This window comes from Shewanella sp. MF05956, assembly GCF_059758055.1.
The window spans coordinates 66,740-83,982 of the sequence record NZ_JCAYNV010000014.1; the positions used below are offsets into that span (position 1 = coordinate 66,740).

A 17,243-nucleotide genomic window follows, 5' to 3' on the forward strand; every position below is an offset into this window, starting at 1 on the left:
AATGTTTAAAGACTCATTTGGAGAGCAACAATGCCTAAATACAAAGCCCCCATCCGTGATGTTAAATTTGTTATGCAAGAATTGCTCGAGTGCGAAGCGCACTATCAACATTTAGGGTATCAAGATGCCAGCCTTGATATGGTTGATGCCATTATTGCTGAAGCGGCTAAATTAACTGAAGAAGTTGTAGCGCCATTAAATCAAATTGGCGATCAGCAAGGATGTACATGGAAGGATGGGGTTGTCACCACACCAGATGGATTTAAACAAGCCTATGCACAATATGTTGAAGGTGGATGGCCAACATTATCGCAATCTGAAGAGTTTGGCGGCCAAGGTTTACCACATTCTCTCAACATCAGTATCGCTGAGATGTTTTCCAGTGCTAACCACAGTTTCGCGATGTATCCAGGCTTAAGTCATGGCGCGCTCGCGACTATTGAAGCGCATGGTACAGATGCCCAAAAACAACAATTTATGCCTAAGCTTGTTGAAGGTAAGTGGACCGGCACCATGTGTTTAACAGAACCACATTGTGGTACCGATTTAGGCATGTTGCGCACCAAGGCTGAATTACAAGCCGACGGCACTTATTCATTAAGCGGCACTAAAATCTTTATTTCCGCCGGTGAGCATGATTTATCAGATAACATTGTCCACATCGTTATTGCACGTATTCCAGGTGCGCCAGAAGGTAATAAAGGTATTTCGCTGTTTATCGTACCGAAATTTAACGTTAATGAAGACGGCACTATTTCTGATCGCAATGGCGTAAATTGTGGCTCTATTGAACACAAAATGGGTATTAATGGTAACGCTACGTGTGTGATCAACTTTGATGGCGCAACAGGTCACCTTATTGGCGAACCTAATCGCGGCCTAAAATGCATGTTCACCTTTATGAATGCTGCACGTATTGGCGTAGCAAGTGAAGGGGTTGCAGCCGCTGAAGCGTCATTCCAGGGCGCGTTAGCGTATGCTAAAGACCGTCTACAAATGCGTTCAATTAGTGGTGTTAAAAATCCTAACGGCCCAGCCGATCCAATCATTGTTCATCCAGATGTGCGAAGAATGCTATTGACCCAAAAGTCGATTGCAGAAGGTGGCCGTGCGTTAATTTCTTATCTAGCGCAATTGGTGGATATTGGGCATGCTGAAAAAGACGAGGCCGTTAAAGCCGATGCTGAAACCAAGCTTGCTTTGCTAACGCCTATTGCCAAAGCCTTTTTATCAGAACTTGGTTTTGAATGTACCAGCCACGGTGTGCAAATTTTTGGTGGTCATGGCTTTATTAAAGAGTGGGGCATGGAACAGCTGATGCGTGACACAAAAATCAGTTGTCTATACGAAGGCACCACCGGTATTCAAGCACTTGATTTGTTAGCCCGTAAAATTATTGGTACTCAAGGCGAAGTGTTAAAACCTTTCTCTAAAGATGTGACTGTATTTTGCCAGCAAAACATGGATAACCCAGCCATGGCTGAGTTTATTAAACCTATCATGGCGTATGCAAAAGAGTGGCATGAGCTGACCGTATTCATTGGTGGCAAAGCAATGAAGAACCCTGACGAAATCGGCGGTGCTTCTGTTGATTACTTGATGTTTGCAGGTTATGTCACGCTTGCATTCTTCTGGGCTAAAATGGCTAAAGTTGCGCAAGATAAACTGGCTGCGGGCACCACAGAGACAGCTTTCTATGAAGCTAAAATCAAAACTGCACAATTTTATATCCAACGTATGTTACCTAGAGCAAAAGGTCATGCAGCGTGTATAGCTAACGGTGTTGATTCGATGATGGCACTAGACAGTGAAGACTTTGCTTTTTAAGCTGAATAAAGTTAATGATGTTTCAATAGACCATTAAATTCACATAAAAAAACCGCAACGTTATCGTTGCGGTTTTTGTTTATTTTACTATATATTTCAGCTTATTAGACTAAATCTATCAATCATCAATCATTAGTATTTAATAGAAAGTCGTTAGCTACTTGTTTAATCGCGACTCGGCTTAGGATCTCGTCGATGGATCCACTGATACAACACCGGCAACACCAGTAAGGTGAGTAGGGTTGATGAAATTATCCCACCAATTACCACTGTTGCTAAAGGTCGTTGAACCTCTGCACCTGTGCCGATATTCAGCGCCATAGGCACAAAACCTAAACTGGCAACTAATGCAGTCATTAATACTGGGCGTAATCTAATATTAGCCCCATCGATAATAGCACTGCGTAAATCACCGGTTTCACTCCAGAGTTGACGAATGAACGTTACCAGCACTAAGCCGTTCAACACCGCAACCCCAGAAAGCGCAATAAAACCGACCCCAGCGGATAAAGACAGTGGCATGTCTCGTAACCAAAGTGACAACACACCGCCAGTAAGCGCCAGTGGCACGCCGGTAAAGATGATGAGCGAATCTTTAAACGAATTTAACGCCATCATCAGTAAGCCAAATATAACCAACAAGGTCACCGGGATCACTATGGTCAATGTGTTACTGGCAGATTCTAGTTGTTCAAAGGTGCCACCAAAATCAAGCCAATATCCACTCGGTACATTAACATCAGAGCTTATACGTTGTTTAACTTCAGCGACAAAACTGCCAAGGTCGCGATCTCGCACATTCACGGTCACCACAATACTTCGCTTACCATTTTCTCGACTAATTTGAGCCGGAGAGGGTTTGGTTACTATTGTTGCCACTTCATTTAACGGCACATAACCGCCATTGGGTAATGGTACTGGCAGATATTGCAGGTTGTCGATATCCACACGAATGGCTTCGGGTAACCGAACGACCAGCTCAAAATGTCGGTCGCCCTGGTAGATTTGTCCTACCGTTTCACCGCCAATACTGGTCGCGACTAAATCTTGCAATTCCTTGATGTTAAGGCCGTAGCGCGATAATGCCATCCGTTTTGGCACAATCGATAACATCGGTAAACCCGTTACCTGTTCAATACTGATGTCGGTAGCGCCATCAACACTCGACACCACTTGATTAATGTCATTGGCAGTTTGCAATAACTGGTCAAGGTCATCACCAAAGACTTTGATACCTAAATCAGCTCTAACGCCTGAAATTAATTCGTTAAATCGCATTTGAATCGGTTGGGCAAACTCGTAGTTATTACCTGGTAATTCACGTAATGCCGCTTCTAACTCTTCAATTAAGTCGTTTTTAGGCTTGCTGGGATCGGGCCATTGTTCACGCGGCGCTAAAATAACAAAACTGTCGGCTATATTGGGCGGCATAGGATCGGTTGCAACATCTGGAGTGCCAATTTTGGCAAAGGTTTTAGCCACTTCCGGAAATTGCTGTAAGCGTTGTTCAATTTGCGCTTGCATGATTATCGCTTGTTCAAGCCCTGTGCCTGGAATGCGCATAGCATGCAAAGTAATGTCACCTTCATCAAGCTCTGGTACAAACTCCGATCCCATTTGAGTGAGCAGCCAAAATGAAATGGCAAATAACACGGTGGTGCATGACACAACAAGCCAGCGCCAATTAAGCACCCACTCCAATAATGGCCGATAAATCGCTTTGGCGCCGTTAATCAGCGGACTTTCTTTTTCACTGATTTCACCGCGTAAAAACAACGCAACCGCGGCAGGTACGATAGTAATTGAAATTACCATTGCAGCTAATAATGCCATTATGACCGTGATGGCCATTGGATGGAACATTTTACCCTCAACACCCGACAGACTGAAAATAGGGATGTACACCACAGTGATGATAGCCACGCCAAACAAACTTGGACGAATGACTTCAAGCGTGGCATCGACTACTAATTTCAATCGCTCTTTAAGGACTAAAAGTGCGCCATTTTGTTGTTGAGCCAGTGATAAACGTCGAACACAGTTGTCGACAATAATCACCGCGCCATCGACAATGAGGCCAAAGTCCAGTGCGCCTAGGCTCATTAAATTAGCCGAAACACCGGTTTGTACCATTCCAGCTATAGTAGCAAGCATCGATAACGGGATAACAGCCGCGGTAATCAACGCGGCGCGAATATTACCGACTAATAGAAACAGCACAATAATGACTAGCAGTGCACCTTCTAACAGGTTGGTTTTTACCGTATCAATGGTTTTGTCGACGAGTGTGGTTCGGTTATAAACCACATCGACCGTTACACCCTCGGGTAGTGATGGCTTAATCGCTTCTAGTTTTGCCGCAGCAGCTTGCGACACTGTCCGCGAGTTTTCACCAATGAGCATCATCGCCATGCCAAGCACGGTTTCTTGACCGTTTCGAGTCGCAGCACCGGTACGCAGCTCTTTACCTATCGCCACTTCGGCAACATCACTAATTAATACCGGCTCTGTACCTTGCAAGCCCACGACAATTTGTTCTATTTCTTCAATTGAACTCAGTTGCCCAGGCGAGCGAACTAACAGTTGTTGTCCATTTTTTTCGATGTATCCAGCACCGCGATTACTATTGTTAGCGCGTAATGCTTCAGCCACACCTTCCATAGACACGCCATGTTGCAATAACAGTCTTGGGTCGGGTAATACATGATATTGCTTGTTGAAACCGCCAAAGGTATTCACTTCCACAATGCCCTGAACTTGAGCTAATTGTGGTTTAATAATCCATTCTTGTACTTCACGAAGGGCAATGGCATCCCAAGCAGAACCATCTGGTTGAGTGGCTCCCGGTAAAGCATCAATCGTGTACATAAATATTTCGCTTAACCCTGTCGCGATAGGTCCCATAATGGGTTCTATCCCCACAGGCAGCTGACCTTTCACAGAGCTCAAGCGTTCATTAATCAAATTACGTGCGAAATAAATGTCAGTACCATCTTCAAACACCACGGTGACTTGAGATAATCCGTAACGAGAAATCGAACGGCTATAACTTAAGTGCGGTACGCCATAGAGCGCAGACTCAACCGGGAAGGTGATCCGCTGCTCAATTTCTAATGGCGAAAAGCCGGGCGCTTCAGTATTGATTTGTACTTGAACATTGGTGATGTCGGGCACAGCATCAATCGGTAAGCGCTGATAACTCCACAAACCCACACCGATTAACACTAAGATCATCGACAGCATTAACAAACGTCGTTCTACAGAGAAACGAACAATTTTTTCAAACATGGTGTTTCTCCTTAATGGTGGTGCGCAGCCGCTGACTTTTCGATATCTGCTTTGATAAGATAGCTATTTTCAGCGACATATTGCTCACCTAATGCCAATCCAGAGATCACTTGAGTGTATCTGTCGTCACTGTAACCCAATGTAATAGGCCTTAACTCGTAGCGTTCACCTTGTTTGATAAACACCACTTGTTGATTGTCGACTTCCTGAATTGCCCCGTTTACCACCAAAAGCGGCACTGGCATTTCATCTACTGCGATGTTGACCGACAGCATGTCACCCGGCATAAACTGACCCTGTTGATTGTCAATTTTTACTCTTGCGTGAGTGACTGCGTGTGCATCCGTTGAGGGTAATAAATGACTGATTTTGCCTTTAAAGGTTTGATGATTGCCATGCAAAGTAGCCGATTGACCGACGTGTACTTTGCTGCGATCCATTGGGAAGATGTTTACATCAGCCCAAAGCACATCGTGATTGACGATTAACATTAACGATTTATCGTCCGTGGTTTGACCGATATTGACGTATTGCGCTTGTATCACTCCAGCGATTGGCGCTTTGATAGTATAAGGTTGAAGGCTGTCATTCGACTCCACTTTGGCAACATTTGCGCCTTTCGCGACAGTATCGCCAAGGGTGGCATACAGCTCTGTGACGACGCCAGGGAATCGTGCACTGATGTTGGCAGTGTTATTTGGTGCAACGCTGACCTTAGCAAACGCGCGAATGGTTTTTTCAATCGTCCCAGATGTCACCTCTGCGGTGTTAATACCAATACGTTGGGCAATATCCGCATCAATTTCGGCGTGTCTAACACCTTCCTCATCATGTTCATCATGTTCGTCATGTTCATCATGGCCATGCTCATCTTTGTTTTGCTGTTTTTCATGAACATCATGTTCATCATGCCCATGTTCGTCTGAGCCCCAAGCTGCGTAAGGAAATGCCAATATTAGGCAGAGTAGTAATGTGATATTTTTCATAATCTAATTTGTTCCATTATCTTAAAAACGTAAGCATCAAACGGATTAATGCGTTGCTAATGATTGCGCTGTTAATTGCTCAATCATGGCCTGGTTTAAGAGCACTGAGGTTGCCGCATCAATTAGTGATAAGCGCGCATCAAGTAGTTCTTGTTGTGCCAATACCAAGTCCGCATAGCGATAACGGCCTTTTTGATAGCTTTGCTGGGTGTAGGTTAATGATTCAGTGAGCAGCGGAATAATGTTTTGTTGAAGGCTTTTTACGGTGTTGACTTGCTGCTCACGACTGCGATAAGCCTGAAATAATCGAGTGCGCAACGCGACAAGCAATGCGGCTTTTTCGACACTCACTTCATTTATCGCCGCGTTTGCCGATTGCAGGTTGCCACGGTTTCGTTCACCAGCAAATAATGGCATTGAAAACCCCACCATTAAGGCATTATCACCGTTAGGTTGCGTATGCTTTATCCCGACTTGCCAACGAATATCGGCAGTGGACTGACTTTTAGCTAATTGCCATTCAACTTCACGAATACGCTCTTGGGTGGCATACATCTCAATGGCCGGTGATGCTTCAACTCGTTGATACAATGAGTCAAAAGATTCAACGGAGTTAAATGCAAACAAATTTCCACTGACTTGTTCAAAAGTTGGCTGTTGCTGGCCCATATAGCTTGCTAACAACATTTTTTGGCTATCAAGTCGTGCAGATAACTCGGCAGTAACAAGTTGGGCATTCAACATACTCGCTTTAGCCCGTAATGCATCAACCTTTGCCGTAGCGCCTTTATTCACCCGGCTTTGGATTTGCTGATAAGTCGTGTTGGCTAAATCTGCTGCATCTTGTGCCAGTTGATGTTTTTGTTGCAACGCCAACGTGGTAATGAAAACTTGAGTCATTTCACCTAATAAATCCAATGACACCGCTTTTCTTTGTGCTTCTACATAGGCGTAACTGGTATCAACAACATTGGTGCGCGCCGCTCGTTTATCACCAAGCTCAATTAAAGACGAGAGTGCTAATGTCATTTCAATGGCACTTAATCCTGAGTAATCACCGGTGCCCAGGATGTTTTCTGCCTCAACGGCTAATTCATAAGCTGCGGCTTGATCGGCGCTTAAACGTTGGCCCTCTAATGCTTGTTGGCGCCATTTAAACACGTGCAATTGTGGATGACGTTGCAAGGTCATTTTCGCGGCGGTGTCTAAGGACAATAATTGCGTGTCTGTTTGTGCGTTTGCGTTAGTTATCAGCAAAAATGATAACGACACTGCGCAACTGCGTAAAAATATTTTACGTAGCAAGGAGTAATGAATAAACATGAGTAGTTAAACCCTTTAATCAACTAAATAGGTGTGGCCGTTTTGACGGTCGAGAGTGAGTTAAAGGTTAAGCAATTGGCGGGCGGTAGATATTTTTGGCAACAATAATGATTTTAGAATCAATGAGGTTAATACCATGACCTACAATCAAACTGAGCTGTGCAGCGTGGGATTGAACATCAAGCCAAGGTGGAAAATATTGGCAACAACTGCAATGTTCACACTGCTCAATACACGTGTCATGTTCAGATTCGATAAGATTGAGGCTGTAACATCCATCAATTTTGGTATCAGAGTCAGTGAGTTGATAAGGTTCGCTCGCTGTTGTGTAAGACTCATGATAATTATCACTGTCACGATCGTCACATACAGAAAAGGGCACAGAAACGATTTGAATAAAGAAAAACAGGCCTAAAATTGCACAGAGCAATTGAGACTTGTTGATTGCTTTATATATCGTTTTGAGTGTATTCAACTTGACTCTATTATTGTTCTTTAACGTGTGTGAATGATGTGATTATTTTACGCTAATGCGTTTGGCAAATTGTAGCATCAATAAGCTCAATTCTGTAATCAGATTTACAATCGAATCTTTCAATAAAGATTTTATTATCAAGCAGATGTGTTGATAATTATTCGTTACAGATTAGTTAATGGGCTGTTTCTCTATTCAGGTTGAATTTCAGTTATAGTATTAGGCTAAATGAATAAACCAGATAATGTGCTAAATAAAGGCCAAATCAAAAGGACTTCTTCTATGTCGGGTAAAAAAATCTCCGCAATCCTCCCACTGTTGATGTTAATGCCAATCACGGCTTCGGCCGGTTCATGGGTTGATATTAGTAATCAATACACCAATAAACAAATTCAGATAACAAGTCAGTTTCAGCCAGAAATGGCCAGTTCTATTGGCATAACAGAAGCTGATAATCTGTGTAGCAGTATTACAAAAGCACAACAAGATAAGTATATTCAAACGCTTAACAGCAGTAAAAAAACATTATTAAAAGCGCTTGAAACAGAAACCCTTTTACCCGTGCGCCAGGATCTTAATATTATTATTGATAATATAGATCAAACCATTTTGTCAGGGCAGTTAGACGACAAATACATGCTGCCTTGGGTTGATGTACCGTTAATCATTTTTAGTGGGGTGTCAGCATTACTCGATGAGCAAATGGCAGACAGTCGTAAACAGGCTGCGATGACGCGTTTGGCTTGTTATGTCGGTAAAAATGGCCAGGTAGCATTAACTGAGCAAGCTAAAACGTTGTTTGAAAAGGCGTTAAGCAATAAATCATTGCTCGGCCCAACTAAAGAAGAAGTTGAGCAAGCATTAGCCAGAACAGACACCTTACTCCAGGGTTTACAACAGCTTTTTGATAAAAATAAATTCAGCCAGGCAGATGATAACCTCGCGCTATTGCAGCAACAAATTACCGATTACCGTCAATGGGCCGAAAAAACAGTTATTCCTAATGCTCGTACTGACTACAAACTGCCGTCTGATATTTATGCATTAAAGCTTAAAAGTGCTGGGATTGATATTGACCCTAACTTGTTGATTGAGAGCGCTAAAGCAAGCTACATGATCACCAAAGCCAACATGCAAGCATTAGCGCCGTTAGTGGCCGCAAAGTTTGATATGCCTTCAAGTGACTATCGTGATGTGATAAGAGCGCTTAAAAAGCAATCGTTATCGAATGATAAAATTGAAAATCACTACCGTGAAATTAATACAAAATTAGAAGCTATTATTAGCGATAAAGCCGTTGTCAACTTACCTAAGCGTAACATGATAATGCGCCTTGCCAGCGATGCAGAAGCAGCGGGCAGTCCGGCGCCTCATATGTTACCACCTCCGTTTATTGGTAACACGGGTGAACAAGGTCAATTTGTATTGACCACGGGTAACCCCGCGTTAAGCGGCGATGCAGCTTATGATGATTTTAACTTTGATGCTGTCGCTTACACATTAAGTGCTCACGAAGGCAGGCCAGGCCATGAGTTACAATTTGCGGTAATGCTAGAGCAGGGCGTGTCATTAGCCCGAGTGTATTATGCGTTTAATAGCGTTAACGTTGAAGGTTGGGCACTGTATGCAGAAGCAGAAATGCTGCCATATTTACCGATTGAAGGCCAATTGATTGCACTGCAACATCGCCTATTACGTAATGCTCGTGCCATGTTAGACCCCATGCTCAACTTAGGCTTAACCACTAAAGAGCAAGCTTATAATCTACTCAGTAATGATGTGGTTTTTTCAAAAGCGGCAGTAAAACAAGAAGTCGACCGTTATACCATGCGTATGCCGGGGCAGGCGGGCAGTTACTTCTACGGTTTATCGCGATTACTTGAAATTAGAGCCGATGTAGAATTAGCCCTAGGTGATAAGTTCGACCGTTTAGCCTTTAATAACTTTGTATTAGAGCAAGGATTAATTCCACCAAAGCTTATGGCAGAAGCGGTAAAACAACACTTTTTAACGCCAGTACCAGCTGCAACTTCGAAATAAAAAGTGGCAAGTAACAAGTAACAAGTAACACAATCTCATAACTGCTTTTTTATTATCATAAAAAGAGATAAACAATCCGATTCAAATGTCATTTGAATCGGATTTTTCTTTGTTAAACTTCAGCATTATTTTTTAGCGTAAGGTAAACGAGCCAGCTTAGTCGTTGTGTGATAACTATCAAGCCCAGTGATTGCAACGGTTTCGAGGGCGTGTAAATCAATAAATCCGTCGGCTTCAACCGCGTTATCATCTACATACACATCCATGATTTCACCTATAACGAACTCAGTTCCATTAATGGCTAAATGTTGATGCTCTACCAATTTGACTGAATATTTAAGACGACTTTGTTTTACAAATGGCGCTTGAAAATCCATGAGGTATTCTGCCGTTAATCCAGTGGCATCAAACTCTGATTCTTCTCTGTCGTAACGAGCCGAAGTTTGATGGGCTTGAGAGTAAATAGACTGATTAACCTGGTTGATGGTGTAAACACCGGTTTGTAGAATATTTTCAAACGTATGTCGAGCCACGCTATGGGGCCGTATTATCATGCCCACAAGTGGCGGATTAGCGCCTAAATGAATAACCGAACTCACTATCGATAAATTAGTCTGGCCTTGAGCATCTTGGGTGCCGATGAGATTTGCGCTCTTAAAACCCGACAATGAATTAATAAAGTGTGCACGGGTGCGTGTATCGAGTGCGTCAATACGGTTTTTGGTAAAATGCATGATGGATCCTTCGGATAATGGCGTATTCAAACTGAAGTTGTCGCAACATTAAAAAAATTAAACAGCGTTTAAATTTTGATATGCAGTCATTACGCCACAGGATATTGAATGGATCGATAAAATTACTAATCAATCAGTACATCATATTCATCTAGCGTGGTGTGGCCTCTAGAGGCTAAAAAAGATAACAATGCCGCTGGGCTGCGATTCAATAACCGCTCTACTGGAAAATCGACCGTTTCAATCACTTCAATGGACTTATCAAAGTCGCCTAGACTAAACGCAACGTGAGAGTCAGAGCCCATCACCAATAAACCGCCAGCATTTTTTACCGCATTCGCGATAGCAGTGCAGTTCGGTAAGCTACCGTTGCGCGAGGTTAAAAATGATGAGTTATTGATTTCAAGTGCGACATTATGTTGAGCCGCAGCTTTGGCCACCCGCATAATGTCGATAGGATATTTGGGATTGCCTGGATGGGTGATAATGTCAACGTGACCGCTTTCAATACAGTTAATCAGTGCTTGAGTATGTATTTCTTTCGTTGAAGGCGGAAATACCGGTTCATGAAAGCCGGCCAGGACAATATCGAGTTCTTGTAAATAGCTGCCGAAAAAATCAATTTCACCAAGCTCATTTTTTATATTCGCTTCAATACCACGCAGCATACCGACACCATCAATCATTCTAGGTAGCACTCGCATATTCACAAAATGCCAAAAGTGCGGCGCGTCGGCCATATCGGGCCCATGATCGGTTATCGCAAATAATTTTATTCCTTTGCTTTTAGCCACTGAAAAATAATCATGTACCGTGCTGTATGTATGAGTAGAAGCGATAGTATGGGCGTGTGTATCAACAGAGAATTTAATCACAAGTCTGGCTCTCTTTGTTCAAAACTGAAGTAACAGTTTACGCTGTTAGGTCTGTTTTCTCTATGATATATGAGCTATTTTTTGATGTTCAATCTGCATATGGATGTCACTAAACGACCATTTATGGGAAAGGCGGGTGTATAAAATTAGGGAGGATTGACTCGTCAGAATCTACAAGCGATTGGCGAATATAACACTGAGTGTGTCATCTGTTACTTGTAAAAAAGTCCGTTGTTTATCAGCATTTAACGCGTAAAACATACGGACTGATTAACATAAAGCGCATAGATAACATAAACCAGTTAAATAGCGCTAACGTTCTTTATCTAACCATTAATCAACAGCAAGCATAACGCTCGATGCTTTAACAATTGCATATGCAGTAGAACCCACTTTCAAATCAAGTGATTTTACCGCTTCGTTAGTGATAATCGATGCAATATGTTCCCCGCCAGCTAATTCGATAGTCACTTCAGAGTTAACAGCACCCGTTTGGATTGCTTTAACCGTGCCTTTTAATTGATTTCTTGCACTTATTTTCATGTACTTCTCCGTGTTGAGGTTATGAATGATAAAGATTATCTTTAGCAATACTATGATTAATTATAGTCTTATTTATCCATAAGATAGCGAGTCTCGTTTCAAATAACTAGGGTAGGTCACATTTTAATTGTAGAGCATGTCAATTGCCGCCTGAGTGATATTGCATAAAGGAACAATACAATATACCTGTCGGTGTACTGAAAACTTATTGCTTGTTTCATATGAGATTAAATATTTTTGTTATGAGAAGAATAGAGCAGAATAGAGCAGAATAGAGCAGAATAGAGCAAGATAAGCACAAGGCAAAAGCTTCACCAGAAGAAACAAAACGTTATAATGACCAAATACCAAAGCTTAACAATGAATTAGCAAAAATCGGAGAAAAGGCCGCAGATGCGGCGATTAAGATACAGTACCCTGGTTATACTCGCATTCACCCAACGAGCTTAGCTAGTTCTACATCGGTAAAGGGTAACTTTGATATGGTGTATAAAAATGCTAATGGCGATGTCATTATTGTTGAAGCCAAGGGTGGCAGTAGCCCATTAGGTAAAATGAAAATTGGTGATGAATACTATCAACAAGGCACAACGGAATATGCTGAAGCCATTACTAAAAAAATGGCAGGTAGTAATAAAGAGTCCGATTATTTAGCTGCTGAAGCTATTAATAACGCCGTGTTTGAGAGAAATAAAGTTCAGTATTTACATGTTAAAACACCAATAACCCGTACTTCTGGTAAGTCTGTTGTTGAAGCTGTCGAAATTAGCGAATTCGATATAGATCCCAATGTGTTTAATGCAATTGATACCCGTGAATGAAAAGGAGGTAAATAATGCTAAATCGAAATTACACCCCTAATTTCAAAAATGTAAGTCTAGAACGAAGGCTTCTGACGTCAAGGTCTAGAATAGATAGATGTTCGATTAATATAATAAAGAATAGAGATAACCTTCTTAGATATGCACAAGAATATATAAACTTCTCTCGCTGGCTTACTTGGGAAGTTCAAACCCCAGAGATAGAAAATGAATCTGCTAGTGGGCTACGTTATGCGTCAAAAATGTACGCCGCGTTCTTAAAGCTTGCACAGTACCCAGAGCAAGACCTTACCTTTAAAATATATGATTTACCTGAAGTGACATGGAATGGTAAAGGGATGTTAGAATCTGGACGTGCAGCTCCATCACAATGGATTGATGCCTATTTTTTGGCGGTGATCACTCGCGATACTGAAAGTATGGATAGCTTGGCAAATTTCCCTATAGAAACAATGAAACAAAGTGCTACGCAAGCAGGTCCTGTTTCTTATAAGCTCGTTGAAGTATTTCAAGCTTATCACCATAGCAAAGCAGATTACCCAAAATTGCTTGACGAGTGTATGGGAATGGCTGTTAAGCAAAATGATGACTGGGCGATATATATTGCTTTTGGATACTTAGAAACTCTAGCTGCTTTATCGCCAGCAACTTTTGATGTCGGTTGTGATTTTAATGAAGCACTTGCTAAAAACGTGCAAGCGCAAGAACGCTACCACATTAGTGAAGCGGGTCCAGATCATGCCCCTGTCGATTCATTTATCCCCCTACAACTACTCGGCATGGCGTGCATGTGGCATGACATGGGTAATGAAGTAACGGTTGAAAGTGATTCACTTCCGCGTTTTTTGATTGAAGGTAAATACTTTTAACGGGTTAAGATGGAGTATTTTCGATAGTGAAGAGCAAATTAACTGTAACGATACCCTTGTATACATTTACAGACTTTTCCCGTTATACCAAAAAGAAATCGAGTTTGAAAAGCAATATGGGATAGCAGCATTATTCAAAAAGTTTGACCTTGAAGGCGTAAGCCTAGCAATCCTAAAAACGCGTAAGCCGATAATTAGATAATGTTGGACTAGAAATAAATAGTTTTTACCAAGCTCCTAATCCATATTGCAGATCAATGTCATTAAAATGGGCGGCATGTTTTATCGTTGTAAGCTTCACCCTCTTCCATAGGAAACAAAATGCTAAAACTTAATAATTATGATTTTGAATTTGAAAAGCTATTTAAAAAAGCACCTATAACTATTGAAATTAGATTAGCTGATATGAACAACTATCACGCTCCCCATGAAGAAAGGCAGGATGCAGCAAGGATCCTTTCTTATAAATATCAAGATTTAGCCTATGCGCATTATGTTTTAGAAAATTACACCGAGGCAAAGCTTTACTTAAAAAAAGCTGCGCCATTTGCTTACTTAACAGGCTTTGACTCGGAACTAAAAGGACACAACAATGAGTGGACAATCCAAAATAAGCTTAATGTCGCTTTGCTATTTGGTGATGAATCAATAATAAGCCAATTACGTGAGCATGCAGATGACTTTACAACCAGCAGCGTGACGAAGAAAGCTATTTTTTTATATGATCATTTACTCATCAAAATAGGCACTGGCAAAGCACTGTCGACAAACGAAATCGAAAATGCGCTCACTGAGGCGAAATCAACCAAAGATAAAGATGTTCAGCAGTATATTGTCCCACTAATTGAAGCCATTAAAGGCCTTAGTATAGGAGATAATGAGTTATGGCAATCAAGCATAGACAAAGTTATTGCGTGGCACGCTGATGAGTGTAAATACGGTGACTATAAAGAAGATGGTAGAGCAGTGATGTCATTAAATGCACTTAGCATGGCTAAATTGGGTAAAGATATGCATGGCTGGCAGTGTAAAACTGATTCACTTTATTTACCTTTATATTTAATTAACGATTAAATTTTTGAACACTAAACACCTAATAATAGAGAGACATTTATGAGTAATCTAATCCATTTATTTATTGTTGATGAAGATGTTTATCCCACAACACTGGATGCTAGTGATGAGCAAAAGTATCAAGAATTACTCGATACGACTCAAGAGGAAGCTATGAGGTGGCAGTCTATAGAGCTCAATATGCGCGGCTTTATTCCAGCGCTTGAATTGCTCGATGCTATTGTTGGTGGCCAAGGTTTATTGCCTGTATGCACATTTAATTATTATCCTCATCAGTTAATAGGCCCTGAAGCTGATATAAGTGGAGCATTTGGCTTTTTTTCAAGTCAAATGGTCCAAGATCTATTTCCTTTAATGCAGGAAAATTACGAAGCAGATATAGACAGTCGTGAAAATCTAAAGTTAATTGATGAGATTGAGGCTAAGGCTGGTGAGCTTGACCCGCAAGCTTATGAAATAGTGCGCGATCGCTACTTTGTTACGTTTAGGGATGCCGCAGAGCAAAATAAATCAATCGTAGTATTGATCGAAGAGTAAAACATACGATTTCATTTCTCAGAGTTGCATTCATTTATTATATAGATGAACACGGAGTAATAATGCCTACAAAAGAAGAGATAAATAAATTTATTACAGCACAAAAGGTATGTAGTCATTTAGCGAAAAGCATTAAAAGTAATAGCAAGATAAAGCCAATCCCATATGCAATCGATTTTCTCGATGATAGTTATGATTTAACTTGGTACTGCGATGAATGCGTTAAAAAGTATCACCTCCCAGAAAAAGGTGTTTTCTTATACCATTTTCCAGAAGAAGATGAAGAGATAACTGCTTATGTTAAAAAGCTAGGTGATTTAGAAAGCCTTGAATTCCAAGTGAGTAAATTAAATGGCTTTAAGGTGTCAGATAATTATGATAATTCACCTTTTGCGGATTTTAGTAAAGATGAGGCTAAAAAACCGTCGCTGTTTAGCAAGACTCTATTTGATACATTGTCCGGGCTAAATGACGAGAAAGTAGAACATATGGTGGAGAAAGCATTGATGGTTCCATTTGGCACCGAGGTCAAATCTGACGAATAAAAATATGGAAATTTAGCATAATAAGCCATTAAAAGGACTTTGATATGTCAACAATAAGAATAATCCAATCAGTTGGATTGGGCGGCACAAACAATCTAAACGATGTAAAAGCTGTACAAACGGCTTTAAATAAATTACTCAAATTCATTCCTCCTACAAAATCATTAATTGTTGATGGCCGTTTAGGCTCTAGGCCAGGGCAACCGCATGAGTGTGCATTTTTTGCTCATAATGAATGTTTTCAGTATAGAATCACTTCCAATCATTCTTGAGGTGATAACATTCCGAACAAATGTAGTTTGATAAATACACTCAATTTGTTCATAAAACGTTCGCGCTCTCTCCCTGGGTGGCATGCAGGGCGATTATTTAGTCGGCACATTATTTCAAGGGCCAGCTGAAAAGTTAAAATTAGTGTCTCAACTAAAAGATCAAAATCGCTATGGTGAATGGCGACAAATGGAAAAATTGGGCTAAAGAATTAGATAAAGGTAATGAAGTTTAAGTAGAGATATTGGTAGAATATGATGGTGATAGATAGTACAACACCTAAAAGGCTAATTGCTAAATCAAAAGTTAATGGCATTCAGCAAAAGCCTAAGAAATTTAAAAGTTGAGGTTAAGATGTTTAAAGAGATTGATGATATATATAATTATATTGGTCAAGAAATGTATGAAAGACTTCCTGAATACTGGGATATTGCATTGTTAGAAGTCAATATGGATAAGATTGATAAAGCAATTTCAATAGGAGCAAGCTATATACTTAATAATACATCTAATACATTTGATTTAGATGAAAAAAATGGTGTTGTAAGTTTTTCAGATGTAGATGAGGCTTTCTATGCTCTTTATAAAATCATGCAAAAAAATGAAAGTGAAAATGATGTACCTTGGAATAAGGCGCGTTTTGAAATCACCTCAGAAGGTGATTTTTCAATTGACTTTAAATACGACGAAGATTTTGTGTGGTATAAATCGCTTGATATTGACAGCCAAGAATATGACGACCTTGATATCGATATAATTAATCAAATTGAGACCTGGGAAGGTTTACCTGAAACTGCACCGCGTTATTGGAAAAATAAATAATGCAAAATATCAAGGAGTCAGCTAACTTGATTTTGTTGGTAAAATTAACAAGGGCAGTCGCTCAAATTTGAATTATATGTCGCTCTAAACTAGGGTTAAATATCAGGGCGAGATCGTGTGTGTTTTTTGAACAATTTAATGCATATTTGACGTTAACATCTCGCTATGATCTTATACTCCCTTTTTTCGGGAGCACACCATACATATTGACCAC

At 40.8% G+C, this 17,243-nt stretch carries 17 protein-coding genes; 10 read left to right on the forward strand and 7 right to left on the reverse strand.

The genetic code is table 11. The features are described from left to right. Positions 1–30: 30 nt before the first annotated feature. Positions 31–1,827 carry an acyl-CoA dehydrogenase C-terminal domain-containing protein gene (locus AC19MX_RS15700; RefSeq protein WP_432400309.1) on the forward strand — a complete coding sequence of 599 codons (1,797 nt, stop codon included), beginning with the start codon at positions 31–33 and terminating at the stop codon, positions 1,825–1,827. Between the two features lie 165 nt (positions 1,828–1,992). Here AC19MX_RS15700 and AC19MX_RS15705 read toward each other — a convergent pair whose 3' ends face one another. From AC19MX_RS15705 to AC19MX_RS15720, 4 genes are all read right to left on the reverse strand, one after another. Beyond that, entirely contained in the window at positions 1,993–5,115 is a 3,123-nt protein-coding gene (locus tag AC19MX_RS15705) for an efflux RND transporter permease subunit (protein WP_432400310.1), read from the reverse strand. Positions 5,116–5,126: 11 nt separating this feature from the next. After that, positions 5,127–6,101: an efflux RND transporter periplasmic adaptor subunit gene (locus AC19MX_RS15710; RefSeq protein ID WP_432400311.1), complete on the reverse strand. Its 975-nt coding sequence runs from the start codon at positions 6,099–6,101 to the stop codon at positions 5,127–5,129. Positions 6,102–6,146: 45 nt separating this feature from the next. After that, the gene (locus tag AC19MX_RS15715; protein ID WP_432400312.1) at positions 6,147–7,424 is read right to left on the reverse strand and encodes a TolC family protein; all 1,278 of its coding nucleotides are present in this window, start codon (positions 7,422–7,424) and stop codon (positions 6,147–6,149) included. A gap of 67 nt (positions 7,425–7,491) precedes the next feature. Then, positions 7,492–7,899, reverse strand: coding sequence for a hypothetical protein (locus AC19MX_RS15720; protein WP_432400313.1), 408 nt, complete (start codon positions 7,897–7,899; stop codon positions 7,492–7,494). A 282-nt stretch (positions 7,900–8,181) separates the two neighbouring features. On the opposite strand from AC19MX_RS15720, the gene AC19MX_RS15725 reads away from it, so the two are divergent. Beyond that, a complete protein-coding gene (locus tag AC19MX_RS15725; protein ID WP_432400314.1) occupies positions 8,182–9,939 on the forward strand; it encodes a DUF885 domain-containing protein in 1,758 nt (585 codons plus the stop codon). Positions 9,940–10,064: 125 nt separating this feature from the next. Here the strand turns inward: AC19MX_RS15725 and AC19MX_RS15730 are convergent, their stop codons facing one another. The 3 genes from AC19MX_RS15730 to AC19MX_RS15740 form a co-directional block, all read right to left on the reverse strand. Next, on the reverse strand, positions 10,065–10,673 hold the full coding sequence (locus AC19MX_RS15730) for a flavin reductase family protein (RefSeq protein WP_432400315.1): 609 nt from the start codon (positions 10,671–10,673) through the stop codon (positions 10,065–10,067). Positions 10,674–10,798: 125 nt separating this feature from the next. Beyond that, a complete protein-coding gene (locus AC19MX_RS15735) occupies positions 10,799–11,545 on the reverse strand; it encodes a phosphatase (RefSeq protein WP_432400357.1) in 747 nt (248 codons plus the stop codon). A gap of 336 nt (positions 11,546–11,881) precedes the next feature. Then, entirely contained in the window at positions 11,882–12,091 is a 210-nt protein-coding gene (locus tag AC19MX_RS15740; RefSeq protein WP_432400316.1) for a TOBE domain-containing protein, read from the reverse strand. Positions 12,092–12,573: 482 nt separating this feature from the next. Here AC19MX_RS15740 and AC19MX_RS15745 point away from each other — a divergent pair, with 482 nt between their 5' ends. From AC19MX_RS15745 to AC19MX_RS15780, 8 genes are all read left to right on the forward strand, one after another. After that, positions 12,574–12,912 carry a hypothetical protein gene (locus AC19MX_RS15745; protein WP_432400317.1) on the forward strand — a complete coding sequence of 113 codons (339 nt, stop codon included), beginning with the start codon at positions 12,574–12,576 and terminating at the stop codon, positions 12,910–12,912. Between the two features lie 14 nt (positions 12,913–12,926). Then, positions 12,927–13,781, forward strand: coding sequence for an immunity 49 family protein (locus tag AC19MX_RS15750; protein WP_432400318.1), 855 nt, complete (start codon positions 12,927–12,929; stop codon positions 13,779–13,781). A 321-nt stretch (positions 13,782–14,102) separates the two neighbouring features. Next, entirely contained in the window at positions 14,103–14,855 is a 753-nt protein-coding gene (locus AC19MX_RS15755) for an Imm49 family immunity protein (RefSeq protein WP_432400319.1), read from the forward strand. 39 nt (positions 14,856–14,894) lie between these two features. Then, entirely contained in the window at positions 14,895–15,392 is a 498-nt protein-coding gene (locus AC19MX_RS15760) for a hypothetical protein (protein ID WP_432400320.1), read from the forward strand. 62 nt (positions 15,393–15,454) lie between these two features. Then, entirely contained in the window at positions 15,455–15,937 is a 483-nt protein-coding gene (locus AC19MX_RS15765; RefSeq protein WP_432400321.1) for a hypothetical protein, read from the forward strand. A 44-nt stretch (positions 15,938–15,981) separates the two neighbouring features. Beyond that, on the forward strand, positions 15,982–16,209 hold the full coding sequence (locus AC19MX_RS15770; protein WP_432400322.1) for a hypothetical protein: 228 nt from the start codon (positions 15,982–15,984) through the stop codon (positions 16,207–16,209). An 82-nt stretch (positions 16,210–16,291) separates the two neighbouring features. Next, entirely contained in the window at positions 16,292–16,414 is a 123-nt protein-coding gene (locus tag AC19MX_RS15775; protein ID WP_432400323.1) for a DNA/RNA non-specific endonuclease, read from the forward strand. A 147-nt stretch (positions 16,415–16,561) separates the two neighbouring features. Next, on the forward strand, positions 16,562–17,029 hold the full coding sequence (locus AC19MX_RS15780) for a hypothetical protein (RefSeq protein WP_432400324.1): 468 nt from the start codon (positions 16,562–16,564) through the stop codon (positions 17,027–17,029). The last annotated feature ends 214 nt before the right edge of the window (positions 17,030–17,243 follow it).